The sequence below is a fragment of the Paraburkholderia terrae genome, from assembly GCF_002902925.1.
In the GTDB taxonomy this organism is placed as follows: domain Bacteria; phylum Pseudomonadota; class Gammaproteobacteria; order Burkholderiales; family Burkholderiaceae; genus Paraburkholderia; species Paraburkholderia terrae.
Genome location: NZ_CP026112.1, coordinates 356,378 through 382,872, shown reverse-complemented (window position 1 = coordinate 382,872; position 26,495 = coordinate 356,378). Strand labels below are relative to the sequence as shown.

Here is a 26,495-nt window from a genome sequence, read left to right as displayed (position 1 = left end):
GTATGTCCCAAATCGAAGATGCCCGCAGCGGACTTGGGTGTCCCGCTGCGGGCATCAAAACAGCAACGAAAACCGCGTCAGACGATTTCCAGCGCGAGCGCAATGCCCTGCCCGCCGCCGATGCACAACGTCACGATGCCGCGCTTGATGCCATCGCGGCGCATCGAATGGATGAGGCGCGTAGTGAGCACCGCACCCGTCGCGCCGATGGGATGACCATGCGCAATCGCGCCGCCTTCAACGTTGACGATGTCGAGCGCAAGCCCCAGCTTCTGCGCGACGGCAAGCGGCACGGCAGCAAACGCCTCGTTGATCTCGACACGTTCGACGTCGCCGAGTTTCCAGCCCGCGCGTTCAAGCGCGATCTGCACGGCGGGCACGGGACCGAGACCGAACATGCCCGGCTCGACGGCTGCGATGCCGAACGAAACCAGACGCGCGGACGCTTCGATGCCATGCGCCTCCGCATAGTCGCGCCCCGCGACGATCATCGCCGCTGCACCGCTATTGAGACCCGGCGCATTGCCTGCCGTGATCGTGCCATCGGGACGAAACGCGGGGCGCAGCTTCGCTAGCGTCTCGATCGTCGTGTCGGGACGCGGTTGCTCGTCGCGCGCGAATTGCACCGCGCCCTTGCGCCCTGCGATTTCGACGGCGACCAGTTCCGCGTCGAACACACCGCGCTCCTGTGCGGCAGCAAAGCGCTGCTGCGAACGCGCCGCCCACTCATCCTGTGCTGCGCGCGTCAGTTCGGCCTTGCTCACGAGGTCTTCTGTGTGCCAGCCAGAGTGCTCGTTCGAAAACGCATCGACGAGGCCGTCGCGCAACATGCTGTCATGCACTTGCGCATTGCCCATACGACTGCCCCAGCGTCCGCTTTCGAGCAGATACGGCGCGCGGTCCATGTTCTCCATGCCGCCCGCGACAGCCACGTCGCCGAGTCCGAGCGCGATCTCCTGCGCCGCCGACACGATCGCCTGCGCGCCCGATCCGCACACGCGGTTCACCGTGAGCGCGGGCACCGAGACGGGCACGCCGCCGCCTATCGCCGCCTGGCGCGCCGGGTTCATCTTGTTCCCCGCCTGCACGACGTTACCCATCACCACCGACGACAACGCCTTCGCATCGAGCCCGCCGCGCCGCAGCGTCTCACGCACGACAGCCGCGCCCAGCTGCACGGCAGGCACTTCTTTCAACGACCCGCCGAATGCGCCAATCGGCGTGCGGACGGGATGGGCAATCACAATATCGCGAGCATTCATCGCTATTCCTCAGGTTGAAGGACTACGCTTGCGTGCCTCGCGCAAACGAGGCACTTTCATTCCGCTTCATGTTTCTTTAATTAGCCGCGACATCTGTCGACGGCTTCGCCTTCGCAACATCGCTATTGGCCGGCACATCCCAGCCACCGCCGAGCGACCGATACAGCGCAACAGCCGCCTGCGCATGCTCGCGCTTAGCCTGATTCAACGATTCCGCGTCGCGCAGATACGCCTCTTGCGCATCGAGTACATCGAGGAAGCTCGACGCCCCGCCCTTGTACAACTCAGTGGAAAGTTTCAGCGCCTGCCCCGACGCACCGAGCGCGCCGCCGAGTTTCTCGACCTGCGCGTCGCCGTTGACGAGATCGCTGCGCGTGTCCTCGATTTCCTTCAGCGCGTTCAGCATCGTCTGCTGCAAGCCGAGTTGCGATTCGCGCATGCGGCTCTCGTTCTGCTCGATGTGCGCGGTGATGCGGCCCGCGTTGAAGATCGGGCTCGTCGCGTTCAACGCCGCGCTAAAGAGGTTGTCCGTCAACGTCGGCAGGCCGAGATACGACGACGCGAGAATGCCGTCGCTCAGGCTCAGGTTGAACTTCGGATAGCGGTCCGCTCGCGCGACGCCCACTTCGGCCGCGCGCTGCTCGACGGTCGCGTAAGCGGTGCGCACATCGGGGCGGCGCAGCAGCGCATCGGACGGCAGCGTCTGCGGCACGCTTTGCGCGGGCACGGGAATCGGATGCGCCTCGCTGAGCAACAGGCTGTCGACGCTTTCCGGCGTGCGTCCCGAGTACACCGCAATCAGGCTCATGTCATGCTGAATGTCCGAGCGGATCTTCGGAAGCTGCGCCTGCAAATCCTGCAACTGGTTCTGCGCGCGCGCCACGTCGAGTTGCGTCGACAGCCCGTATTTCAGGCGCTGTTGCGTGAGCTTCAGCGCGCGAGCGCGGATTTCCTCGTTGTCGTTGACGATCTGCAATTGCGACTGCGCCCAGCGCAAGTCGATATACGCAGCAGCCGCATTCGCGGCCAGCGCGAGCCGCAATTCGTTCAGCGCCGATTGACGCCCCGACACCTGCGCCTGCGCCGCAAGCACCGCAAGACGTTCGCCGCCGAATACATCGGGCTGCCACGATGCCGTCAAGCCGATGCCCGCCTGCTTCACATAGCCCAGCGGCGGCGGCGTATTCTGCCGCTCATACGCAGCCGTCGCGCCTGCATCGAGTTGCGGCGCGAGCGCTGCGCGCTGCTGCTTCGTGACCTGCTGCGCCTGCTTCACGCGCTCGACGGCGGCTTTCACGTCGAGGTTGTCGTTGAGCACAATGTCCACCAGCTTGTGCATGGTCGGGTCGCCGAATTGCGACCACCACTGGTCGGCATCCACGGTATCTTTCGGCGCGTCGACGCTCCACGCGTCCGGGGCGACGGTCTTCACCGTCTGCGGCAAGTCCGCGTGCGTCTCGGGCTGTACGGCACACGCAGCAAGCGTCATGGCGGCGGCAACGGCGAGCGCTTTGGCTACGATCGTTTTCATGTCGGGTCTTCCAATCATCGGATGTGTTGATGGCTTTCGCGTGGTTCAGTGCGCTTCAGTGCGCGTCCGGCGGCGGCGCGGTAAGACCGAAAGGCCGCGAGAACAGCACGCTGATCAGGCCCACTGCGAAGCACAGCGAGACCGCGAGGAACGTGTCGGAGAATGTCAGCACGAGCGCTTCGCGCATCAGTAGCGAATGCAGCGATGCGAGACCCGCCGACGCGCCGTTGATCACGTCGCCACCGACCGCCGAGAAATGCGCAGCCTGGTTGCGCAGCATCGCTTCGATCACCGGGCGGCCAGCCGTCACGTGTTCGTCGAGCCGTTCGTAATGCAGGTTCAGGCGGTCGTTGAGCATCGTGCTGCACACCGCAATGCCGATAGCGCCACCCAGGTTACGCATCAGATTGAAGAGGCCGCTCGCCGACTTGAGCCGCGAAGGCGGCAGCGAACCGAGCGCCATCGTCACGATGGGCGGCACGCAGAATTGCTGGCCGACACCACGCAGCACCTGCGGGATCAGCAGTTCGTGCCAGCCCCACTGATTCGTCAGCGGCACATACAGGTAGCAGCCGACACCAAAGCAGATCAGGCCGAACACCATCAGCAGACGCATGTCGACCCTGCGTGCGAGAAACGAGTACGCCGTGAGCGCGACCAGTTGCGCGCAACCGACCGACAGCAGCGCGAGACCGATCTGCAGTGAATCGAAACCACGCACACGCGACAGAAACACGGGCGTCAGGAACACCGTGCAGAACAGGCCGATACCTGTGATAAACGACAACAGGCTGCCGATACCGAAGTTGCGAATTGCGAGCGCCCGCAAGTCGACGATTGGTTCCTTCGCCGTGAAAGCATGCACGAGGAACAGGAAGCCGCAGATCGCGCAGATCCACGCGCAGAACAGAATCGCGTTGTCGCCGAACCAGTTCTTGCGCGGCCCTTCTTCCAGCACATATTCGAGGCAACCGAGAAAGCCCGACATCAGCACGATGCCCAGATAGTCACCCGTCTTGAGCAGCGAGACATCGGCGTGATCGACGTTGACATAGCGCGGCACGAGCACCGTGACGAGCACGCCCGGCACGAGGTTCAGATAGAACAGCCAGTGCCACGACCATTGATCGGTGATCCAGCCGCCAATCACGGGGCCGATCGTCGGTGCGAGCGACGCCAGCGCGCCGATCGTCGTCGCGGCGATGATCCGCTGCTTGCCCGGAAACAGCATGAAGGCGGTCGTGAACACGGTCGGGATCATCGCAGCGCCCGCTGCGCCTTGCAGGCCGCGAAACAGGATCATCGAGTTGATGTCCCACGCGAGCCCGCACAGCATGCTCGTGATCGTGAAGCCCAACGCGGATGCCGCGAACACCCAGCGCGTCGAGAACACGCGCGTGAGCCAGCCCGACATCGGAATCACCATGATCTCGGCGATCAGATACGCGGTCTGCACCCAGGAGAGTTCATCCTGGCTCGCCGACAGGCCGCCGCCGATATCCTTCAGCGACGACGCCACGATCTGGATATCGAGCGTCGCCATGAAAAAGCCGAGGCACAGCAGCGAAAACGCGAAGACTTTGGTTGCGGTCGGCAGATCGGCCGGGTTCACGGGTGCGGATGTCGTCTTGCTCATGATGGTCGCGGCGTCCGTGGGTTACGAGGCCGAGCGGGCTGCGTCGTGACTGGCCTCTGCGTCAGAACGCAGATGCACCTTCACCGTCGCCGAGAGGCCTGGACGCAGCACGCCTTGCATCTCCTTCGGCACCGACAGCCGCACACGCACGGGCACGCGCTGCACGATCTTCGTGAAGTTGCCCGTCGCGTTCTCCGCGGGCAGCACGCTGAAGGTCGCACCCGTCGCCGGCGCAAGACTCTCGACCACGCCTTCGATGGGATGGCTCGACGCATCCAGATCGACATCGACGGTGTCACCGACCTTCATCTTCTTTAACTGGTCTTCCTTGAAGTTCGCGTCGATCCACAGTCCGCTAGCGGGAACCACCGTCAGCAGCGACACGCCGACATTGGCCAGCACGCCCACGCGCGCCGTGCGATTGCCGACATAGCCGTCGATCGGCGCACGGATCGTCGTGTACTCGACGTTGAGCGCGGCGACACGTTGCGCCGCCACGGCCGTCGCGATGCGGGCATGCGCGTCGTTGATCTGCGCATCGAGCACGGGCAACTGACGCTGCGCCGCCGTCAACGCGGCACTGCTGCGATCCACGGCGGCATGCGCTTTCGCGAGGTCCGCGTCCGCGCGTTCGACGACCTGGTTCGACACCGCATCGTCCTTCACGAGTTGGCGGTAACGCACCGAGTCCGACGCGCTGCGCGTGAGTTCCGCGCCTGACGCCCGCACTTCGGCGGATTGCTCGTTGATCGTCGCGAGTTGCAGCGACTTCTTCGCTTCGAGCTCCGTCACGGCCGCTTCCGCGCTCGCGACTTCGGCATTGGCCTGCGCGAGGCGGGCATCGTAATCGCGCGCATCGAGGCGGATCAGCACCTGCCCCGCTTTCACATACTGGTTGTCCTGCACCAGCACGTCGTTGACGAAGCCGTTCACCTTCGGTGCAAGCACGGTGACGTCGCCGCCCACGTAGGCATCGTCGGTGGTTTCGACAAAGCGGCCCACGAAGAACCAGTACGATGCAGCCGCCGCGACAACGACGACGACGGTGATCACCGCCAGCAGCATCCACGGAATGCTGCGCGTCTGTTTTGCGGCGCCGACGACGCTCGGCGGAGCAATAGAAGGAGTTGTAGACATGGCTCTATGTGCGTATGCACTGGGAAACGTTGAAAAAAAGCGCCTGGAAGCGCCCGCTTTGTTGCCTGAAATCGTGAGCGTTAGCGCCTGGTCATGTCGAACAACTCTTCGCGCAGACTCGCTGCACGCTGCGGTCCGAAGCGCTGCTCGAATTCTTCCTGCGCCGCGAACCAGTGGTCGCGCGCCGCTTGCAACCGTTCTTCGCCTGCTGTCGTCAGCATCACCGTCAACACGCGGCGGTTGCTGCGCGACGCTTCCGTGAACACGAGCCCGTCGCGCTGCAGCGGTTGGATCGCTCGGACCAACGTGGTGCGTTCCATCACCATCGAGTCGGCGAGCTCCTTCATCGTCATCCACTTGCGGCGGCGCAGCCGGCACATAATCGAAAACTGCGTTGTTTTCAGCCCCACCTGACCGAGATGACGGTCGTATAGCTGCGTCACGTAGCGCGCCGCCTGGCGGATCGCAAAGCAGTCGTCGTTGGGCGAAACCTGTATTTCTTCAGTGTCAGTTTCTACGTGCATATGCACACCATTGAATCGATTTCGTCGAACGCGCGATGCAACGCGCAAAAAACAACCGGATTACGAGGTCAGATTGAACAGCTCGGCGCGCAACGCCTTGGCACGGCTGCGACCGAACTTGCTTTCGAATTCGTCCTGCGCGGCGCGCCACGCGATGGCGGCCTGCTCGAACGTTTCCTTGCCCGTTTTCGACAGGCTGAACTGATAGGTACGGCCATCATGCTCGGACGGCTCGCTGAGCACGAGGCCGTCGCGCTGCAACGGCTTCAGCGCGCGCACGAGCGTCGTGCGTTCCATCACCATCGTGTCGGCCAGTTCCACCATGGTCAGGCCCGGCTTGCGGGCGAGCTTCGCGACGATCGTGAATTGCGCCGCCGTCAGGCCAACCTGGCCCAGATGGCGTTCGTAGATCTGCGTGACGAACCGCGCCGCCTGGCGCAGCGCGAAACAGTTGCAATCGTCGTGAGAAATAGGCTTGCTCATGAGAAGGAAGTCTATATGTGCGTATGCACGCTGTCAAATCGCGTTGTGATGCGCCGGATGAAATTCATTGTTGCTCACAGCGCCAACACGCTGACGGCGACCTCGACGCGATGCGCGCCGCCGCCAAGAATCATGCCGCGCAGCAGCGAGACGTCGCTGTAGTCGCGGCCGATCGCGAGCGTCACGTGGTCCATGTCGGCGAGCACGTCGTTGGTCGGGTCCAGGTCGATCCAGCCGCTTTGCGGGCAATGCACCGACACCCAGGCATGCGACGCATCGGCGCCGATCAGGCGCGGCTGTCCCGGCGGCGGATCGTTGCGTAGATAGCCGCTCACATAGCGCGCGGGCAGGCCGAGCGCGCGCAGGCAGCCAATCATGACCTGTGCGAAGTCCTGGCAGACACCGCTTTTCATATCGAACGCACGTTCGGCGGGCGTATCGAACATCGTCGCCGACGGCTTGTAGTCGAAATCCGCGTAAATGCGGTGCATCAGATCGATCGCGCCCGCGACGATCGGTGTGCCGGGGCGGAAGCTGCGCAGCGCGTAGTCGCGTAACGTTGGCTTGAGCGTGACATTCGGCGACGCGAAACGGAACTCGACCTGCGGATGACACTCGCCGCCCGCGCGAAACCGCAGCGAGTCCGCCACCTCTTCCCATTCGGGCGTCGCGTCGGGATCGAGATCGCGCCAGCGCGGCGTGAGCTGCACGGTCGTTTCGCTGACCATTTGCAGACGTTCGTGCGGTGCATCGAGCGCGAAATACAGCACGTCATTGCCGAACGCGTCGATGCGGCTATGCAGATACGAAGGCGACGGCTCGATGCGCTCCGTATGCGTCACCACGCGCTGCCACGAGCACGCGAGCGGGCGAATGGTCGCGAGATGCTGCGCGGTTTCGACGAGCGTCGAATAGTGATAGGTCGTGCGATGCGACACGGACAGCAGCGTCTGCGCGTCTTTCATTGCGACACCTGCGCGGCCAGCGTGTTCGCGTGGCTGAAATAGCGCGCGCTGATTTCGTTGGCGGCTGCCGTCATGCTCATCGTGAGGCGGTCGCACAGCGTGATCAGTTCCTCGTACATGCCGGTGTCATCGGTCGTACACAACTGTTCCAGCGAGGGCAGCGTGCTCACGTCGGGCAGCATGTCGTTGAAACGCCGGTGGCGCGTGTTGCCTGCCGCCATCGAGATATCGTCGAGCTTCGAGCACAGCCGCGCGTACACGCCATACAGTCCGCGCGGATTGGTCGGCTCGATCACGAGCAGATCGATCAGCGCGGGCACTTCGAGGCGCCCCGGATACAGCGAGCGATACGTGAGCGTGCTGTCGAACAGTTGCAGCAGCAGATCGAAAGCGGCGGGCGTCGCCAGCTGGCGCTGCATCGCGACGACGCGCAGTATCGACGTCATCGCCCACACGCGCTCGATATGCCGGCCCGCGAACATCAGGCGCCACGCTTCGTCGCGCGTCATGCGGTCGCCTTGTGCGCCGCTGATCGCCGCGAGTTGCGTGGAAAGATGTTCGAGCGCGTTCATCAGCGACACGCGGTTGTAGCGCGCCTTGCCGCGCGACGACGCATTCGACGACACGGCGGCCGCCGGCGTCAGTTCGTGCAGCGCGTCGCGAAAGTCGTTGCGCGCGGCTAGCGTGATGCGCCAATGATCGTTCGAAAGCCGGCCGCGTATCTCGCCGCTCGCGCGCGCCTGGCTCGCGAGATTCTGGCCGATGCTGTAAGCGCCCGTGTTTTCGTGCAGATTCGCGACCAGCGTGCGCTCGAACGCTCGCAGCGACTGGCCCGCCACGATGTCGCCCGGTTGCACGAGGCCGTATTGCAGCGCGAGTTCCGCGAGCGTACCGAACATGGTGTCCGCGCCGTTGCTTTCCAGCGAGCCGAGAATCAGCCGCAGCAGCCGTACGTTGTTTTCCGCGCGCTCGCCGTAGCGGCCGCTCCAGAACAGGTTCTCCGCCGCGCGGCTCGACACCGTGCGATGCTTGCGCGCGAGGTCCGCGGGCTTGAGCGGCGAAGGCAACAGCGTGAAGGTCGAATTCGGATGGCTGGACAGCACCCACGTATCGACGCTGCTGCCGCCGAACTGCATCGACACGGACGACTGCCGCTCCCCCGCGAGACGCGTGAAGCCGCCGGGCAGGACGTGCCAGTTGCCGTTCGCATCGGCGACAGCGATGGCGCGCAGCACGCTCGGCCGGTTGCCGAGCGTACCGTCTTCGTAGCGCGGCGTACACGAGTACGGCAGCGGCTGCTGGATCGTGAACGCATCGGGCGCGCGCTCGATGCGGCTCTTCCACGCGTCGAGCCGCTGCGCGCCAGGCGCGATGCCAGGCGGCCCGTCCGGCGTGCGCGTGGGCCATGTCGGTTGCAGGAAGGCGTCGTCCATGTTCGCGAACGCGTGCTCGCGCGCGGCGTCCTCGCCGCACCACCACGTCGACACGCCGTTGAGCAACAGAGGCTCGTTCAGCAAGGTCTGCGCGATGCCCGGCAAAAAACCGTGCATCGCCGGCGATTCGAGGAAGCCCGAACCCGGCACGTTCGACACGATCACGTTACCCGCGCGCATCACCTGCAACAGCCCCGGCACGCCGATCGTCGAATCGGCGCGCAGTTCGACGGGGTCGCAGAACGCATCGTCGAGACGCCGCACGACGACATGCACGCGCTCCAGACCCGTAAGCGTCTTCAGATACAGCATGTCGTTGCGCACCGTCAGGTCTTTGCCTTCGACGAGCGTCACGCCCAGATAGCGCGCCAGGAACGCATGCTCGAAATACGTCTCCGCGAACGGCCCCGGCGTGAGCAGCGCGATATGCGGCGCGCTGTCCGTCTTGCCGTTGCGCATCGTCGCGCGCGCCCATTCGGCGAGCGTCGCGATCAGCGTGGAGAACGTCGGCGCAAGGCGGCTCACGCGCATTTCGCGGAACGCGTCGGCGAATACGCTCGACACGATCATGCGGTTTTCCAGTGCATAGCCGAGGCCCGACGGCACTTCGGTGCGATGCGACACGACCGTCCACTCGCCGTTGGGCGCACGCGCCAGATCGACGCCGATCACCTGCAGGAACTGGCCGCCCGGCGGCGCGAAGCCCTTCACGGCGCGCAAATAGCCGGGGTGCCCATAGACGAGCGCGGGGGGCAGCTTGCCTTGCTGCAACAACATCTGCGGACCGTACACATCGGCGACGATCGCGTTGAGTAGCTGTGCGCGCTGCTTCACGCCGCGCTCGATATGCGCCCACTCGTCTTCACCGATGATGAACGGCAGCAGGTCGAGCGACCACGGACGCGGCTCGCCCTTGTCCGCGTAGACGTTGTACGTGATGTCGTTGTCGCGCACCTGCTGGGCGATCGATGCGCGCCCCGGCTCCAGACCCGCGATGCCTTCCTCGCCGAGCAATTCGAAAAAGCGCCGCCACGGCTCGCGCAGCGCGCCCGATTCGTCGCGCAGTTCGTCCCAGTGGCCTTCGCGCACGTCGAGCAGCGGCAGCGAGCGCAGCAGCGCCAGCGCGTCGGTATGGCCTGCTGCAGCTTCGAACGGAAAGGTCGATTGAAAAGCCAAGATGTCGTCGCGAGTCTGTCGTTATGGGTCTAAGGTTGAAGCAGCGGCTTACCAGTGCCGCAAATCCAGAGTGAACGGAAACTCCAGGCTGCGCGGCGGCGCTTGCGTCACCAGCGGCCCCGGCGTGTGGCCCGTCGTGAAGAAGCGCGAGCGTCGCCGGCTTTCCGCTTCGTACGCGTTCACCGGGAACGTCTGATAGTTGCGTCCGCCCGGATGAGCGACATGATACTGGCATCCGCCGATCGAGCGTCCCGTCCAGGTATCTACGACATCGAACGTCAGCGGTGCGTGTACGCCTATCGTAGGATGCAGCGATGACGACTGCGCCCATGCGCGGAAGCGCACGCCCGCGACGAATTCGCTGATGCGGCCCGTCGGTTGCAGCGGCAGGGCTACGCCATTGACGCTCACCACGTGGCGATTGTCGTTCAGCCCCAACACCTTCACTTCGAGCCGCTCCACCGACGAATCGACATACCGCACCGTGCCGCCCGCCGCGCCCTCTTCGCCCATCACGTGCCACGGCTCCAGCGCGCCGCTGATCGTCAGCGACATGCCGTTCGCGAGCATTTCGCCGATGGCCGGGAAACGGAACGCGAAGTGCGGCGCGAACCATTCGCTGTCGAACGCGTAGCCCGCGCCGCGCAGATCGGCGAGCACGTCGTCGAAATCCATCTGCACGAACGTGCCGAGCAGGAAGCGGTCGTGCAAACCGGTGCCCCAGCGCGTGAGGCGCGTGGTGTACGGCGTCTTCCAGAACTTCGCGACCAGCGCGCGCAGCAGCAGTTGCTGCACGAGACTCATGCGCGAGTGCGGCGGCATTTCAAAGCCGCGCAGTTCGAGCAGGCCGAGGCGGCCCGTCGGGCCATCGGGCGAATAGAGCTTGTCGATGCAGAACTCGGCGCGGTGCGTGTTGCCCGTCACGTCGATCAGGATGTTGCGCAGCGCGCGGTCGATCATCCACGGCGGCAGTTGGGCGCTACCCTGGCCGCCGAGCAGATCGATCTGCCGTTGCAGTTCGCTGAACGCCAGTTCGAGCTCGTAGACCTGATCGTTGCGTGCTTCGTCGATACGCGGCGCCTGGCTGGTCGGCCCGATGAACAGCCCGGAAAACAGGTACGACAGCGACGGATGGTTGTGCCAGTACGCGACGAGGCTAGCGAGCAGATCAGGGCGGCGCAGGAACGGACTGTCGGCGGGCGTCGCGCCGCCGAGCACGAAGTGATTGCCGCCGCCCGTACCCGCATGGCGGCCATCGAGCATGAACTTCTCGGTGCTCAGATACGTCTCGTGCGCGGCGTTGTAGAGGAACTCGGTGTGATCGACGAGTTCGTCCCAGTTCTTCGCCGGATGGATGTTGACTTCGATCACGCCGGGATCGGGCGTCACCTGCAGCACATGCAGACGCGGATCGCGCGGCGGCGGATAGCCTTCGATCACGACGGGCATCTTCAACTCGGCGGCCGTGGCTTCGATCGCGGCAAGCAGGTCGAGATAGTCGTCGACTTCAGTGAGCGGCGGCATGAATACGTGCAGCAGCGCACGCCCATCGCCCAACGCGTCGGCCTCCACTTTCGGGCCCGCTGCGCGCGCCGGACTGCGCACCTCGACGCACAGTGCCGTGCGGATCAGCGACGCTGCCGATTCGCCGCGTTCCGGGAGGCGGTCTTGAGGCAGCGTGCCGGGGCCGGTTGTGCCCGTGCCTCTTGTAACGCCTGATTCGGCACCGCCGCGAGCGTCATACGACACGCCTTCATACTGCATCCGCAATTGCGCCGACGTGCGCAGCGGCGCGGGTTCCGCAAACGGATCGTGCGCATGCTGGTACGGATAATCTTCCTCCGCAACCCACGGCAGCGAATCGAGCGGCAGGCGCAAGCCCATCGGCGAATCGCCAGGAATCAGGTACATGCGCGCGTCGCGGAAGAACCATGCGCCGCTCGTCCAGCCCGGACCGTTCGTCGCGCGGGCCAGCGGCAGCACGTAACCCGTCACACCCGACAGCCCCGCCTCGAACACGCGGCGCAGCCGCACACGCTCCATTTCGTCGTCGAGACGCGAATCGAACGGATCGACGTTGACGGGCAGGCGGCGCTCGCGCCACAGGTAGTACCACGTGTCCTCGTAACCGGGCTGCGCGTGCTGGCTGTCGACGGACAGCTTGCCGGCGAGCCGCGTGATGAAGCGATGCGCATCGTCGGATGTATAGCGGCCGGGGCTGCGCTCGTCAGCGAACAGCGACGGGTCGTTCCAGCACGGCTCGCCATCCGCGCGCCAGTAGAGCGACAACGCCCAGCGCGGCAACTGCTCGCCCGGATACCACTTGCCCTGGCCGATATGCAGAAAGCCGTTCGCGCCGTAGTGGCCGCGCAGCTTGTCCATCAGCGCGACGGCATAACCGCGCTTGGTCGGGCCGAGCGCGTCGGTGTTCCATTCGGCGGCGTCGCGGTCGCGCACCGACACAAAGGTCGGCTCGCCGCCCATCGTCAAGCGCACGTCCATCGCACCGAGCTGGCTGTCGACGTGCGCGCCCATCGTCAGCACGCGGTCCCACGCGGCTTCCGTATAGGGCTTGGTCACGCGCGGCGTTTCGAGCACGCGCGTGATCGACATCGCGTGCTCGAACTCGACTTCGGACTGGTCGACGGCGCCCGAAATCGGCGCGGCGCTGCCCGGCTCCGGCGTACACGCAACGGGAATATGGCCCTCGCCCGCGAGCAGGCCCGAGGTCGGATCGAGGCCGATCCAGCCCGCGCCGGGCAGAAACACTTCGCACCACGCGTGCAGGTCGGTGAAATCGTATTCGGTGCCGCTCGGACCATCGAGCGACTTGGTATCGGGCGCAAGCTGAAGCAGGTAGCCCGACACGAAGCGCGCCGCCAGCCCCAGCTGGCGCAGCGTCTCGACCAGCAGCCAGCCCGAATCGCGACACGAGCCCGACCCATTGACGAGCGTTTCCTCGGGCGTCTGCACGCCAGGCTCCATCCGGATCAGATAGCGGATGTCGTGCTGCAGACGCTGGTTCAGTTCGACGAGGAAATCCGCTGTGACGCGCGGCGAACGGTCGATGCTCGCGACGAACTCCTTGAAGCGCGGCGTCATTTCGCGTTTGACGAGATACGGCGCCAGTTCGGCCGCAAGCTCAGGCGCGTATTCGAACGGAAACTTTTCGGCGGCCGGCTCAAGGAAGAAATCGAACGGATTGTAGACGGCCATTTCCGCGACGAGATCGACCGTGATCTTGAACTCGGGCGTGCGCTCGGGAAACACGAGCCGCGCCTGGTAGTTCGCGAAGGCGTCCTGCTGCCAGTTGATGAAGTGCAGTTCCGGCTCGACGCGCATCGAGTACGACAGGATCGGCGTGCGGCAATGCGGCGCCGGGCGCAACCGCACGACCTGCGGCGACAATCCGACGAGACGGTCATAGCGGTAATGCGTGACATGGTTCAGCGCGACACGTATGGACACTCCGGACTCCTGGGCGGGAAAGACCGATAAGGGGGCAGACGCGAAAAGCAAGCTCTATGCCGTTGAGCGTGAAAAGGCTACGGGTGCTGCGTTTGCATCTATCGCATTGTCACGTGGCGGCCTCATGCTTCAAAGGGCTTCGAATGTCAAAGCCCGCGTGCCACGCGACCGACCACACGCACCAAAGCGGCGCATGCGGCGGGGCGATCACGCACGTAATGTGCGCAAGACCCACGACGTTTATAGCGGAGCGGCATGAAGATTGCGGGAACCCACGCGCGTCGCGTTTCCACGGTCACGGCGCCATGCACGGCCGCCGGACACCCATCTCATCCATTGCACGACGACATAAACGTAAACGGATTGAAGCGATGAAAGCCTTCCATTGCAACCGATGCGACCAGCGCGTGTTCTTCGAGAACGTATTGTGCGAGCGCTGCGAGGCGCTGCTCGGCTACGTGCCCGAACTGGCCGAAATCAGTGCGTTCGAAGACGCGGGCGACGGCCAGTGGCGCAGCCTGCATCCCGACGTCAAAGGCAAGCTGTACCGTCAATGCCACAACTATGCGGTCGAGAACATCTGCAACTGGATGCTGCCCGCCGACGATCCCGAAACGCTGTGCCGCTCATGCCGTCTCACGCACACGATCCCGAATCTCGCGGAACCGAACAACCGGCTCTACTGGTACCGGCTGGAGACCGCGAAGCGCCGCCTGCTCTATACGCTCGACTCGCTGGGCCTCGCGATCGAATCGCGCCAGGTCGATCCCGACAACGGCCTCGAATTCGACTTCCGCGAGAACACGGGCGACGGCGAAGCGGTGATGACGGGACATGACAACGGCCGCATCACGCTGAACGTGGCCGAAGCCGACGACGCGCACCGCGAGAAAGTCCGCACCGACATGCGCGAGCCGTATCGAACGCTGCTCGGGCATTTCCGCCACGAGTCGGGGCATTACTACTTCGAAAAGCTGGTTGCGGGGACGCACTGGCTCAAGCCGTTTCGCGAGCGCTTCGGCGACGACCAGGCCGACTATCGCGAAGCGATGGACAACTACTATCGCAACGGCGCGCCCGCCGACTGGGAAAACAGCTTCATCAGCGCGTACGCGACGATGCATCCGTGGGAAGACTGGGCCGAAACGTGGGCGCACTATCTGATGATCGTCGAGGTGCTCGATACGTCGACGGCATACGGGCTTGCGCTGCTGCCGCCCGCGCCGAACGAGCCGTCGCTGACCGACCAGACGCCCGTCGAGGAAGCGAGCTTCGATAACCTGATGAAGCGCTGGTTTCCGCTGACGGACGTGCTGAACAGCCTGAACCGCAGTCTCGGCATGCCGGACGGTTATCCATTCGCGCTGGCGCCGCCCGTCGTCGACAAGCTGCGTTTCGTGCATCGCGTGATCGCGCAGGTGTCGGCGCGCAAGTAGTCACGCACAAGCCGCGCACGCGCGGCCAGCCTCGCGTTGCAGCCTGCGCGAACGCGCGTTACTTCTTCTGCAGCAGTGTCTTCAGCTCTTCGACGTTCTCTTCGACGCGCTTCGCGATCACCGCATACGAATCGGCCTGCGTGCGATACGCGGCTTGCGTGAGCTGCTGCATGTCCGCGAGCGCTTTGTGCAGCGTCTGCTGGACGAGTTCCGCGGTCTGCGCCGACGGCACGCCGCCGGACGCTGCCTGCTTCTGCGCGACGTCCTGCAACTCGGATAGCGTCGAACGCAGCATTTCGGCCTGCTTTTGCGCGAGCGCCTGGATGCCCTGCACGGCCGTCTGATTGGCGGCAATCAGGGCCTCGACGTCCTTGCGACGTGCTTCCATCACGGCCGGCACGTCGAATCCGGGTAGCTTGAACTGTTCGAACAGCTTGTTGAACTCGGCGAACGGATTGGCGGCGTCAAAGGGTTCCATGCTTGATCTCCACAGGGTGCTTCGGTGGGTTGGGCATGTGCCTCGAAGGCTTGACGCAGGCACATGGCACGATCATGCCCGTTAATGCGGCAATGCGCCAGCGAGCAACACGGATGCCAGCAGCCACGGCGGCCATGCTATGCCCATTTCATATCACGTTATGATGCAGTGCAACGACGCACGGCTTACGGGTTTTCCCTGCATTTGCAGGCCCGACAAGCGTCCGCTGGGCGGGCGTTGCGCGGGATTTATATCACGTTGGCATATATCCATGACGACAAGTTGTTTCCTTTCTGACAGCTTTTCCCTTAACTTACGCCTGCCCGATTCCCTCAACAGAACAATATCTTGACCCGTTCCCCTTTTTTCCAGTGGCTGGCGCGCTTTTATCCCGCCGCGATGAACGTCAAATGGCCCGAGCGCATGCGCTCGGCGCTCGGTGCGTTGATTGGCATTGCGTTCACGGGCGGCAGCATGCATCTGCTGCTCGGTCCGAACGTGAACATTCCGCTGCTGGTCGCGCCGATGGGCGCGTCGGCCGTGCTGCTGTTCGGCGTGCCCGCCAGTCCGCTCGCGCAACCGTGGTCGATCATCGGCGGCAATCTGGTGTCGGCGACGGTGGGCGTGGCCTGCGCGATGCTGATCTCCGACCCTGTCGCAGCGGCGGCGCTCGCGGTGGGCGTGGCGATCGCCGCGATGTTCGCGCTGCGCTGCGTACACCCGCCGTCGGGCGCCGTCGCGTTGACGGCCGTGGTCGGCGGACCCGCCATTCATGCGCTCGGCTTTCGCTTCGTACTCGAGCCGATCCTGATCCAGTCGGCGGCGCTGCTCGGCGCGGCGCTCGTCTATCACGCGGTGACGGGCCACCGCTATCCGCACGCGACGCGCGCCGCGCCGTCCGTGCCGCAAGCGCCCGCATCCGGCAACAGCATCACGCGCGCCGACCTCGAAGCCGTGCTGAACCGACGCGGCGAACTGCTCGACATCGACCCTGAAGACCTCGAAACGCTGTTTCGCGAAACGCAGTTGCAGGCCTACGCGCGCACCTTCAGCGAACTGGCATGCCGTGACGTGATGTCCGCGCCCGTCGTCAGCGTCACGCCCGATAGCACGTTGCGCGCCGCAGCGGACCTGTTGCAGCGTCACTCGATCAAGGCGCTGCCCGTCGTGGACAAGCGTCAGCACGTGGCGGGCATCGTCACGCGCGCCGATCTCGCGAACAAGCCGAAAAGCGCGGACCTGCGCCTGATGGAAGCGCTGTCGGCACGTCTCTTCAAGCGCGACGCGACCCGCGGACGGCTCGTCAGCACCGTCATGACGACGCATGTGCGCACGGTCTCGACCAGCACGCCGATCGTCGAACTGGTGCCGCTCTTCGCCGACGACGGCCACCACCACATTCCCGTGATCGACTCGCACGACAGACTGGTCGGCATCATCACGCAGTCCGATCTGATCGCGGGTCTGTACCGGCAGACGCAGATGCAGGCTCAAGCTCAGGCGCAACAGCGTCCCGCCGCCTGAGCGCGGCCGTCTCACGCCGCTGAATTAAAAGCCCTGAAGATACCGGATGGCGATGCGCAGGCATCGCCATTTATATCATTTTGTGATAGATTTTTTGTTTTCCCTTGCGCGACCATCGACATGAAAGTTCTGACACGCACGTTGAACAAGGCGGACTACGAACAGCTCTCGGAGTTTCGCTATCAGATGCGGCGCTTCGAGCGCTTCTCCGAGCAGGCCGCGCAGGGCGAAGGCATTACGCCGTTGCAATATCTGTTGCTGCTGCATATCAAGGGCTATCCCGATCGCGAATGGGCCACCATCGGCGAACTGGCGGAGCGGCTGCAGGCGCAGCATCACGGCGTGGTCGCGCTGGTATCGCGCTGCGAAGCGCTCGAACTGGTCAAGCGCAAGATCAGCGAGACCGACCGCCGCCAGGTGGAGGTGCATCTGCTGAAGGCGGGAGAAAAGGTGCTGGCGCGGCTTGCGGAACTGCATCGCGCCGAGCTGCGCTCGCTCAAGGGTGCGTTCACGATTCCGCAAATCGATCTCTGATTCCGGCTTCCAGTTTGAAAGCGACACACCACTCATGAGCGACAACTCTCACAAGCGGGACTTCTCCAGCAACTCGCGCTTGCCCGGCATTTCGGCGCTGGCGGCGGGCATCGGCCTGCTCAGCACGCTTGCTGCATACGTGCTGCTGAGCCTGATTCATCTGTTCACCAACCTGTTCTTCTTCGGCAGCTTTTCGTTCGCCGATCGTTCGCCTGCCACGAATACGCTCGGCGCGTGGGTGATCGTGATTCCCGTGATCGGCGGATTGATCGTCGGCATGATGGCGCGCTTTGGCTCGGAGAAGATTCGCGGACACGGCATTCCCGAAGCGATCGAAGCCATCCTGTTCGGCAAGAGCCGCATGTCGCCGAAAGTCGCCGTACTCAAGCCCTTATCGTCGGGCATCGTGATCGGCAGCGGCGGCCCGTTCGGCGCGGAAGGCCCGATCATCATGACGGGCGGCGCGCTCGGCTCGCTGATCGCGCAGTGCGTGAAAGTGACTTCGGCGGAACGCAAGACGCTGCTCGTCGCGGGCGCCGCCGCGGGCATGACGGCCGTGTTCGGCACGCCCGTCGCCGCCGTGCTGCTCGCCGTCGAACTGTTGCTGTTCGAATGGCGGCCGCGCAGCTTCTTGCCCGTCGCGCTGGCCTGCGCTGTCGCCGGTTTCGCGCGCGCGATCTTCTTCGGCACCGATCCCCTGTTTGCACTTCAAACCGCACCGCCGACGGCCATTTCGCTCGTGTCGTGCGTGATCGCGGGACTGTTGTCGGGGGCGCTCGCATCGGGCTTGTCGGCGGCGCTCTACAAGACGGAAGACCTGTTTCACAAGCTGCCGCTGCACTGGATGTGGTGGCCTGCCATCGGCGGGCTGGCGGTGGGTATCGGCGGATTTATCGAGCCGCGTGCGCTCGGCGTCGGCTATGACGTGATCGGCGATCTGCTGCATCAACATATCGCGTTGCAAGTCGCGGTGGCGATTCTCGTCGTGAAGGCGGTGATCTGGGTGATCGCGCTCGGCTCCGGCACGTCGGGCGGCGTGCTCGCGCCGCTGCTGATGCTCGGCGCGGGACTCGGCACCGTGCTCGGCCACGTGCTGCCGGGCAACGAGCCCGCGCTGTGGCCGCTCGTCTGCATGGCCGCGACGCTCGGCGCCACGCTGGGCGCGCCGCTGACGGCCATCGTGTTCGCCTTCGGCCTCACGCACGACAGCAACGCGCTGCTGCCGCTGCTCGCCGCGACGCTGGTCGCGCACGGCTTCGCAACCGTCGTGATGAAGCGCTCGATCATGACCGAGAAGATCGCGCGGCGCGGTTATCACATCTATCGCGAGTACGGCGTCGATCCGCTCGAACGGCATTACGTCGATGAAGTGATGACGCAAAAGATCGATTCGATCGACGGCGCGCGCAGCGTGCGCGACGCACTCGCCGCGTATTTCGGCGCCACGCAGAAGCGGCGTGCGTATCCCGTCGTGCGCGCGAACGGCGCGGTGCTCGGCATCGTCGACCGCGCGATGCTCGATGCCGTCCGCGAAGGTTCGACGCAACATACGCTCGATACGCCGCTCGCCGACGTGCTGAAAGGCGCGGCGCCCGTCGTCGCGCTGCCCGACGAAACCTGCCGGCTAGTCGCGACGCGTCTTGCCGTACACGATCTTGAACGGCTCCCCGTCGTCGTCGATCGCGATTCGATGCAGCTGCTCGGCGTCGTGTCGCGCAGCGATCTCGTGAAGCCTTCCGTCGCGCACTTCGAGGAAGAGCACAAGCGCGAGCGCTTTCGGCGTTTGAGCTTTACGTCGGGCAAAAAGCATTTCCCGCCAGTGCGCAAAACGCGCACGCACGGCTAAGGTCTATAGCGACAGCAGTGAAACCCGCGAGCCGGAACAGCCTTCCGGCTCGTGACATCTAACTCCTCGAAACGTGCCCGAGCGCCTGCCCTTCGGGCCCAAGAAGGCAGGCCGCACATCTTCGAGGAGCTTCAAATGAAATCCGTACACTGGCTACTGCTCACCGCGCTTTCACTCGCAGGCGCTCCCGCCTGGTCCCAAAGCGCAGGTCCGACCGATCCGCAAATCGCCGCCATCGTCGTCGCCGCGAATCAGGCCGATATCGACGCGGGCAAGCTCGCCGAATCGAAGACGCATTCGAAGGACGTGAAATCGTTCGCGCAGCAAATGGTCACGGATCATACGGGCGTCAACAAGGCGGCCGTCGATCTCGTACACAGGCTCGGCGTCAAGCCCGAAACGAACCCGACCAGCGACAGCCTCAAACAGGGCGGCGAAGCGAACATCGCGAATCTGAAGCCGCTGCAAGGTGCGAAGTTCGATCGCGCGTATATCGATCATGAAGTCACGTATCACCAGAACGTGATCGATGCGCTCGACAAGACGCTGATCCCATCCGCGCAGAACGCCGAACTGAAAGCGCTGCTGGTGAAGGTCAGGCCCGCGTTCGTAGCCCATCTCGATCACGCGAAGATGGTGCAGGCATCGCTGCCGCAAGCGCAATGAGCCGCGTGCGCAACGCTGTGCTGCGCGGGTTCACAATGGCCTGGTGTGCGTTTGCTGCGCCTGCGTTTGCCGGCGCTTATGTGGTGACGATCGAGCAGATGCGCTTCAACCCACCCACGTTGACCGTGCATCGCGGCGACGAGATCGTGTGGGTCAACAAGGATCTCGTCGCGCACACGGCAAGCACCGACGCGAAAGGCTTCGACTCCCGAAGCATTGCGCCCGACGCATCATGGCGCTATCGGGTCAGCACGCCTGGGCGCTATACGTACCGCTGCATCTTTCATCCGACGATGCATGGCACACTAATCGTCGAACCGGCACCATGACGACATGAAGAGCGACACGATGAACGGCATGACGGCGCAAGCCGCTTCGACACCACGTTCCGACGACGACGACGCGGATATCGTGCGCCGCATCGTCGCGGGCGACCGCACCGCATTCGAGTTGCTGATGCGCCGCCACAACCGGCGTCTCTATCGTCTTGCGCGCGCCACGCTGCGCAACGATGCCGAAGCGGAAGACGCATTGCAGGACGCGTATCTGAACGCCTATAGGTCCATCTTGCAGTTTCGCGGCGATGCGCGGCTCTTCACATGGCTCTCCCGTCTCGTGCTGAACGAATGCTTCGCGCGGATGCGCCGGGAAGCGCGGCGCCAGAACGTGCTGCCGATGCTCCACGATTGTCCCGACGACGAGCACATGTCATCCATCATGGACACGCTGAACGCCCACGACCACCACGCGCCCGACCAGGCGGCGTCCCGCGCGGAAATTCGCGCGCTGCTCGAACGAAAGCTCGACGCGCTACCCTCCGGCTTTCGCACGGTATTCGTGCTGCGTTCGGTCGAAGAGATGAGCGTCGAAGAAACAGCGCAATGCCTCGACATTCCTGAAGCCACGGTGCGCAGTCGTCATTTCAGGGCGAAAGTGCTATTGCGCGAATCGCTTGCGGACGAAGTGGAAAAGTTGGGTCCGGCGCTATTCGAGTTCGGCGGCGCGCATTGCGACCGCATCGTCGCTTCGGTGCTGGCGCGATTGCGCGACGAATAGCAGGAGAAACGCCATGGCGCGAAGAGCCGGTTTGCTTGTGATCGTCACTTTCGCTGCTTCCGTCTTCGGCCTTGAAGCGCAAGCTCAAGCGGAACGCATCCGCATTGAATCGGGCACGTATGGCGCGAATTGCGGCGCAGCAACAGGCAACGCCACGCGCGATCTCGCGAAGCACTGCAACGATCGCGCGACTTGCCGCTACATCGTACACACGCGGCTCGATTCAACGCAGCGAGCGTCATGCGCGCGCGATTTCACCGCGACATGGTCCTGCGATCACCGCGAGTTTCATCGCGCGATGTTGAGCGCCGAAGCGGGCAACGGCAGTTCGCTGGTCCTCACGTGCATACCTTCGACGGGCGCAGGCAAGTGACCTGAACCGCTAAGCTCAAAGGTCCAGCGTCAGGCTCGCGCGCTCTCCTCCCGCAACGGGATGCGCCATGCAGATCAACGCGCAACCGTCCGCGACTTCCGCTTCGATTTCGCCGTCGTAAGCGACCTGTCCCGACAACACTTTCGTCGAACACGTGCCGCACATGCCTGAACGGCAACTCGATTGCGCTTCGATGCCGTGTTTTTCCGCGAAGTCGAGCAGGCTGCCATGCTTCGGCAGCCATTGGACGGTGCGTTGCGATCGCGCGAACGTCACTTGCGCGCCGCCTGCTTCGGCTTTTTCTTCCGCGACGGGTTCGGCCAGCGTCGGCGTGCGCTTCACGCTGGCAGGGCCGAACGCTTCGAAACGGATGCGTTCGTCAGCGACGTTCAGCGCGCGCAAACCTTCGTACAGGTCGCGCATGAACTGCTCGGGGCCGCATAAATAGAAGTCGTAGTCGTCGAATGGCAGCGCGCGCTTTAAAGCAGCAATGTCCACGCGACCTTGCGTGATGCCTTCAGCAGGCTCGCTCGCTGCGCTGTCGAACAGATGCATCGACACCGACGGATACTGCGTCACCACGTCTTTCAGATGCGCGCTGAACGGACGCTCGCGATCGCTGCGCGCACCGTGAAAGAAGAACAGCCGCTTCGCCTGACCCTTGTCCGCGACGCGCGCATTCAGTTCGTGGTTCAGCATCGCGATCATCGGTGTGATACCGATGCCGGCGGAAATGAACACCGCCGGCCGCGGGCTGTGCGCGTCGTAGACGAATGCGCCGCGCGGCGCCATTGCGTCGATCTCCATGCCCGCCGCGAAATGATCGTGCAGCCAGTTCGACGCGATGCCCTCGCGCTTCACGCTGATCCGGTAACGGCGCGGGTCGTGCGCGCCGGACAGCGTATAGGTGCGCGTCAACGGCACATCGCGTCCTTCGACGTGTACGCGAATCGGCAGATACTGGCCCGGCTGATACGCAGGCAACGGCGCGCCATCCGTGGATTCGAAATAGAAAGAGCGAATGGAAGCCGTCTCTTCGACGACAGCCGCCACCTTCAGCTTGTGCCACGGTGACACGGCAGCGGCCTTGCGAATTGCCGCCGCGAATTGCGGCGCGTATTCGACATCGGACCAGCGAAACGGCAGCACGCTCTTGCTGCGTCGCACTTCCTGCACATGAAAACGCATCAGCCGTTCTGCGCCTTCGAAAGCGGCAAGTTCGGCGCCCTGCCAGATGATCTCGGCGCGCACGGCGAGATACAGCAGATCGCCGCTCGCGAAGTCGATGAACAGCAGTCCCGCGCGCGGATCGTGCAGCAGATTGCCGATCGTATTGAAGAACTTGTTGCCCGTGAAGTCGGGCGTGGTGAGCGTCGCGGCGTCGTCGATGTGCACGAAGCCCGGCGCGCCTCCACGATGCGACACGTCGACGCCGCGCGCAAAGCCCGCGTCGTCCGCCATATTCGCGCTTGCGATGAAGAAGGTGTCAGCGCGCGCAAGGAACGCGCGGTCCGCGTCGCTCAAGTGCGTCGAGATTTCCTGCGGCACTGAAACGCCACCATCAGCACGGTCGATGAAGGTCGGCACGCGCCCCTGAATGTACTTCGCGCAGTTGCCGAAGCTCTGGGTCACTTCGAGCGTAACCATATCGCCGTCCACGCCCGTCACGACGCCATTGATCCGGTTGCGCCGCCGCGTATGCGGCTGAATGCCGAGGCCGCCGATCATCGCGCCCGTCTGCCAACGCGCGCCGAGCGGATCGCCGGGCAACGCGCGACTGTCGATGCGCAGCGTGCGCGCATCCGGCGACGACACGAAGCCCGGTTCGCCCGTGCGAATCGTCGCCCACGGCTGCCCGCTCGCGTCGACGCCGCCGAACACCATGAACGGCTGCTGCGCGAAGAACTCGCGGTGCTGGTCCGGCATGTAGCGGCGAATGCTGCGCCGCCCCGACGAGTTCGCCTGACTGTCCACGCCTGCGAGCCGCTGCGCGGCGAGTTCGTCGGCGTGAAACGGCGAGGTGTCGAGGCCCCAGCCGTTCAGAGGAATGAAATCGGACATGTCAGGCTCCTGCAGGCAATACGTCAGCATGTTGCGTCGTACGGAACCGCTCGTCGCTGACTACTCGGCGAGCAGCCCCGCCTTCGTCGCCGGCATCGCGATGAAGCGCGGCAGCGCCTCCACGCGGCGCAGCCACGCGCGAATGTTCGGATACGGCTCCAGCGACACGCCGCCTTCCGGCGCGTGCGCGATATACGTGTGCGCGGCGATATCGGCGATCGTCACGTGCTCGCCGGCTGCAAACGGCTTGGTCGCCAGTTCACGCTCGATCACGTCGAACAGCTTCACCGCGATGCCCTTCGCCGTTTCATGATTCAACGGCGCGCCGAACACGGTGACGAGCCGCGCGGAGCACGGGCCAAACGCGATCTGCCCGGCCGCCAGCGACAGCCAGCGCTGCACGGCCGCCGCGCCGAGCGCGTCTTCCGGTAGCCATGATGCGTCGCCGTAGCGCTTTGCCAGATACACCAGAATCGCGTTCGAATCGAACAGCGTCACGTCGCCGTCCTGGATGGTGGGCACCTGGCCGAACGGATTCAGCGCCAGATACTCGGGCTTGCGGTTGTCACCGGCGCGCATGTCCAGTTCGATCACTTCGAACGGCAGGTCGAGCAAAGTCAGGAACAGCTTCACGCGATGCCCATGACCCGATAGCAGGGTCGTGTACAGGCGGATCGGCTGGGCGGGCTTGGCTGCGGGCATTCGTCACTCCGGGTTCAGTCATATTGGACAATACGAAGGTTAATGCACGGCGCACGGCCGAAGAAGCCTGATAACCTTGAAAACACAATCATCTGAAAGTGGACAATCGACATGGCCGACGTGCGCGACGTGAACCTGAACCGGCTGGCCGTTTTCGTCGCCGTGGTCGAAGCGGGCTCGCTGACGGCGGCCGCCACGCGGCTCGGGCTCGCGAAAACGATGGTCAGCACGCACATGCAGCGGCTCGAAGCGGAAGTGGGCGCGAGCCTGCTGGTACGCACGACGCGCCGTCTCGGCATCACCGAGGCGGGCCGCGCGTTCTACGACGCGAGCGTGAAGATCCTGCGCGCCGCCGAGGAAGCGCTGGCTGAAATCGGCGGCGAGGAAGCGCCCGTGCGCGGCACGCTGCGCGTGAGTTGCCCGATCGACTACGGCACGCTCGTGGTCGCGCCCGTGCTGGTCGAACTGCGCCGCGCGCATCCACGGCTCGATATCGAACTGCTGTGCAGCGACCACGTCGTCGATCTGATCGCGGATGGCATCGACGTCGCGATCCGGCTCGGGCGTCTCGCGGACTCGAACTATCGCGCGGTGACGCTCGGCGGCTTCGAGAAATGGGTCGTGGCGAGCCCGGGATTCATCGAGACGTGGGGCGAGCCGCAAACGCCCGCGGATCTCCCCGCGCTGCCTTTCGTTGCGCTGACGGTGCTGCCGCGCCCGCAAACGCTCGACTTGCGCCACACGAACGGCAGCACAGAAAGCGTGCGCTGCGAAAACGCGTTTCTCGTGAACACGGCGGAAGCCGCGCGCGCGGCGACGCTCGCGGGCGGCGGACTGGGGCTCTTGACAGACTTTTCGATCAGCAACGACGTCGCAGCGGGACGCCTCGTTCGGCTGCTGCCCGAATGGTCGACGGAACCGGCGGGTATCCAGGCCGTGTTTCCGCCGACGCAGCACACGCCGTCCAAGGTCCGTGCGCTGATCGAGACGTTCAGGACGTACCTCGCGCGCGACGCGGCGCCACTGCATCAGTAGAATTGTCCGTCCGGGTTTCAGCCGATCAAGAAACGATGCCGCCGTGCCGTTGACATGGCGAGTCGCGCCATCAGGCGCAATCGACAATCACGAAGCGACCATGAAAAACATCGACGACACGCAAGACATGCTCGGCGCCGCGTTTCTGCGCCATGACGATGCCAGCGCCAGCATGCGCGCCGAAGGCGAGCGGCTCGAACACGACAGCGCCGTGTATCGCACGCTGCTCGAATCGACCAAAGCGATCCCGTGGAAGATCGACTGGGCGACGATGGCCTTCACCTACATCGGTCCGCAGATCGAGGCGCTGCTCGGCTGGGCGCCGTCGTCGTGGAAAACGGTCAATGACTGGGCCGAACGGATGCACCCCGACGACCGGCAGAAGGTGGTCGAGTTTTGCGTCGCGCAGTCACAGGCGGGCACCGATCACGAAGCGGACTACCGCGCGCTGACGAAAGACGGCGGCTACGTGTGGCTGCGCGACGTCGTGCATGTGGTGCGCAAGCCCGATGGCGGCGTCGATTCGCTGATCGGCTTCATGTTCGACATCAGCGAACGCAAGCGCACGGAAGAAAAGCTCGCGCGTCTGCAGAAGGAACTCGAAGACCTGTCGTTCAAGGATGGACTGACGGGCGCGGGCAATCGCCGCATGTTCGACGCCGTGATGCAGCGCGAGTGGGCTGCGGGTCAGGAAAGCGGCAAGCCGCTGTCGCTGATCATGATCGATATCGACTTCTTCAAGGCCTACAACGATTACTACGGCCACCTCCAGGGCGATGAATGCCTGAAGCGCGTCGCGGGCGTGCTCGCACAGGCCGCGCGTTCCGGAGATTTTCTCGGACGGTTCGGCGGCGAGGAATTTGTGCTGGTATTGCCGGACACGGACGCGGATGCCGCCGTGAAGATGGCCGAACGCTGCCGCGATCTGATCGATGCCGAGGCAATCGCGCATGTGCGCTCGCCGCATCAACAGCGCGTGACGGCGAGTTTCGGCGTGGGCACCATCGTGCCGAATGGTTTGTCCGGCGGGATGGACACGACCGCGTTCATCAACCTGATCGACGCGCAGCTGTATCAGGCGAAGGACAACGGCCGCAATCGCATCGTCGCCGTCGATCGCGCGAGCCTGGGTGGTGAGGCGTTCCGCACGCACTCACGCTGAGGCGCGA

The 26,495-nt window shown here is 64.4% G+C and carries 22 protein-coding genes; 10 read left to right on the top strand and 12 right to left on the bottom strand.

From position 1 onward, the window contains the following. Window positions 1-77: 77 nt before the first annotated feature. The 9 genes from C2L65_RS17870 to C2L65_RS17830 form a co-directional block, all read right to left on the bottom strand. Entirely contained in the window at window positions 78-1,262 is a 1,185-nt protein-coding gene (locus tag C2L65_RS17870; protein WP_042314383.1) for a thiolase family protein, read from the bottom strand. A 76-nt stretch (window positions 1,263-1,338) separates the two neighbouring features. Beyond that, complete coding sequence (locus C2L65_RS17865; protein WP_042314382.1) at window positions 1,339-2,793, bottom strand: efflux transporter outer membrane subunit; 1,455 nt, start codon at window positions 2,791-2,793, stop codon at window positions 1,339-1,341. A 55-nt stretch (window positions 2,794-2,848) separates the two neighbouring features. Next, window positions 2,849-4,429, bottom strand: a complete 1,581-nt coding sequence (locus tag C2L65_RS17860; RefSeq protein ID WP_042314381.1) for a DHA2 family efflux MFS transporter permease subunit — start codon at window positions 4,427-4,429, stop codon at window positions 2,849-2,851. Window positions 4,430-4,450: 21 nt separating this feature from the next. After that, the gene (locus C2L65_RS17855; RefSeq protein ID WP_042314380.1) at window positions 4,451-5,566 is read right to left on the bottom strand and encodes an HlyD family secretion protein; all 1,116 of its coding nucleotides are present in this window, start codon (window positions 5,564-5,566) and stop codon (window positions 4,451-4,453) included. 80 nt (window positions 5,567-5,646) lie between these two features. After that, the gene (locus tag C2L65_RS17850; RefSeq protein ID WP_042314379.1) at window positions 5,647-6,090 is read right to left on the bottom strand and encodes a MarR family winged helix-turn-helix transcriptional regulator; all 444 of its coding nucleotides are present in this window, start codon (window positions 6,088-6,090) and stop codon (window positions 5,647-5,649) included. Window positions 6,091-6,150: 60 nt separating this feature from the next. Beyond that, window positions 6,151-6,573: a MarR family winged helix-turn-helix transcriptional regulator gene (locus tag C2L65_RS17845; protein WP_042314378.1), complete on the bottom strand. Its 423-nt coding sequence runs from the start codon at window positions 6,571-6,573 to the stop codon at window positions 6,151-6,153. A 74-nt stretch (window positions 6,574-6,647) separates the two neighbouring features. After that, entirely contained in the window at window positions 6,648-7,538 is an 891-nt protein-coding gene (locus C2L65_RS17840; RefSeq protein ID WP_042314377.1) for a transglutaminase family protein, read from the bottom strand. Beyond that, on the bottom strand, window positions 7,535-10,147 hold the full coding sequence (locus C2L65_RS17835) for a circularly permuted type 2 ATP-grasp protein (RefSeq protein WP_042314376.1): 2,613 nt from the start codon (window positions 10,145-10,147) through the stop codon (window positions 7,535-7,537). The genes C2L65_RS17840 and C2L65_RS17835 overlap by 4 nt, the downstream gene beginning before the upstream one ends. 48 nt (window positions 10,148-10,195) lie before the next feature. Continuing rightward, window positions 10,196-13,615, bottom strand: coding sequence for a transglutaminase family protein (locus C2L65_RS17830; RefSeq protein WP_042314375.1), 3,420 nt, complete (start codon window positions 13,613-13,615; stop codon window positions 10,196-10,198). 371 nt (window positions 13,616-13,986) lie between these two features. Between C2L65_RS17830 and C2L65_RS17825 the strand changes: the two genes are divergently transcribed. Further along, entirely contained in the window at window positions 13,987-15,051 is a 1,065-nt protein-coding gene (locus C2L65_RS17825) for a zinc-binding metallopeptidase family protein (RefSeq protein WP_042314374.1), read from the top strand. A gap of 58 nt (window positions 15,052-15,109) precedes the next feature. On the opposite strand, the gene C2L65_RS17820 is transcribed toward C2L65_RS17825, so the two are convergent. Continuing rightward, window positions 15,110-15,529 (bottom strand): phasin family protein, encoded by a 420-nt coding sequence (locus C2L65_RS17820; RefSeq protein WP_042314373.1) that lies wholly within the window; start codon window positions 15,527-15,529, stop codon window positions 15,110-15,112. 399 nt (window positions 15,530-15,928) lie between these two features. Between C2L65_RS17820 and C2L65_RS17815 the strand changes: the two genes are divergently transcribed. The 7 genes from C2L65_RS17815 (at window position 15,929) to C2L65_RS17785 (ending at window position 21,528) form a co-directional block, all read left to right on the top strand. Next, a complete protein-coding gene (locus C2L65_RS17815) occupies window positions 15,929-17,053 on the top strand; it encodes an HPP family protein (RefSeq protein WP_081921363.1) in 1,125 nt (374 codons plus the stop codon). A 120-nt stretch (window positions 17,054-17,173) separates the two neighbouring features. Continuing rightward, entirely contained in the window at window positions 17,174-17,587 is a 414-nt protein-coding gene (locus C2L65_RS17810; protein ID WP_036000194.1) for a MarR family winged helix-turn-helix transcriptional regulator, read from the top strand. Window positions 17,588-17,621: 34 nt separating this feature from the next. Next, window positions 17,622-19,433: a chloride channel protein gene (locus C2L65_RS17805; protein ID WP_042314371.1), complete on the top strand. Its 1,812-nt coding sequence runs from the start codon at window positions 17,622-17,624 to the stop codon at window positions 19,431-19,433. 135 nt (window positions 19,434-19,568) lie between these two features. Next, window positions 19,569-20,099, top strand: coding sequence for a DUF4142 domain-containing protein (locus tag C2L65_RS17800; protein ID WP_042314370.1), 531 nt, complete (start codon window positions 19,569-19,571; stop codon window positions 20,097-20,099). After that, on the top strand, window positions 20,096-20,428 hold the full coding sequence (locus C2L65_RS17795; protein WP_042314369.1) for a cupredoxin domain-containing protein: 333 nt from the start codon (window positions 20,096-20,098) through the stop codon (window positions 20,426-20,428). Before C2L65_RS17800 ends, C2L65_RS17795 begins: the two co-directional genes overlap by 4 nt. Before the next feature lie 4 nt (window positions 20,429-20,432). After that, the gene (locus tag C2L65_RS17790; protein WP_042314368.1) at window positions 20,433-21,155 is read left to right on the top strand and encodes an RNA polymerase sigma factor; all 723 of its coding nucleotides are present in this window, start codon (window positions 20,433-20,435) and stop codon (window positions 21,153-21,155) included. Between the two features lie 13 nt (window positions 21,156-21,168). Next, window positions 21,169-21,528: a hypothetical protein gene (locus C2L65_RS17785; RefSeq protein WP_042314367.1), complete on the top strand. Its 360-nt coding sequence runs from the start codon at window positions 21,169-21,171 to the stop codon at window positions 21,526-21,528. Window positions 21,529-21,543: 15 nt separating this feature from the next. Here the strand turns inward: C2L65_RS17785 and C2L65_RS17780 are convergent, their stop codons facing one another. Then, complete coding sequence (locus C2L65_RS17780; RefSeq protein WP_042314396.1) at window positions 21,544-23,589, bottom strand: 2Fe-2S iron-sulfur cluster-binding protein; 2,046 nt, start codon at window positions 23,587-23,589, stop codon at window positions 21,544-21,546. 60 nt (window positions 23,590-23,649) lie between these two features. Beyond that, window positions 23,650-24,291: a glutathione S-transferase family protein gene (locus C2L65_RS17775; protein WP_042314366.1), complete on the bottom strand. Its 642-nt coding sequence runs from the start codon at window positions 24,289-24,291 to the stop codon at window positions 23,650-23,652. Between the two features lie 111 nt (window positions 24,292-24,402). Here C2L65_RS17775 and C2L65_RS17770 point away from each other — a divergent pair, with 111 nt between their 5' ends. After that, on the top strand, window positions 24,403-25,326 hold the full coding sequence (locus C2L65_RS17770) for a LysR family transcriptional regulator (protein WP_042314365.1): 924 nt from the start codon (window positions 24,403-24,405) through the stop codon (window positions 25,324-25,326). A gap of 100 nt (window positions 25,327-25,426) precedes the next feature. Then, a complete protein-coding gene (locus tag C2L65_RS17765) occupies window positions 25,427-26,488 on the top strand; it encodes a sensor domain-containing diguanylate cyclase (protein ID WP_042314364.1) in 1,062 nt (353 codons plus the stop codon). Window positions 26,489-26,495: the final 7 nt, after the last annotated feature.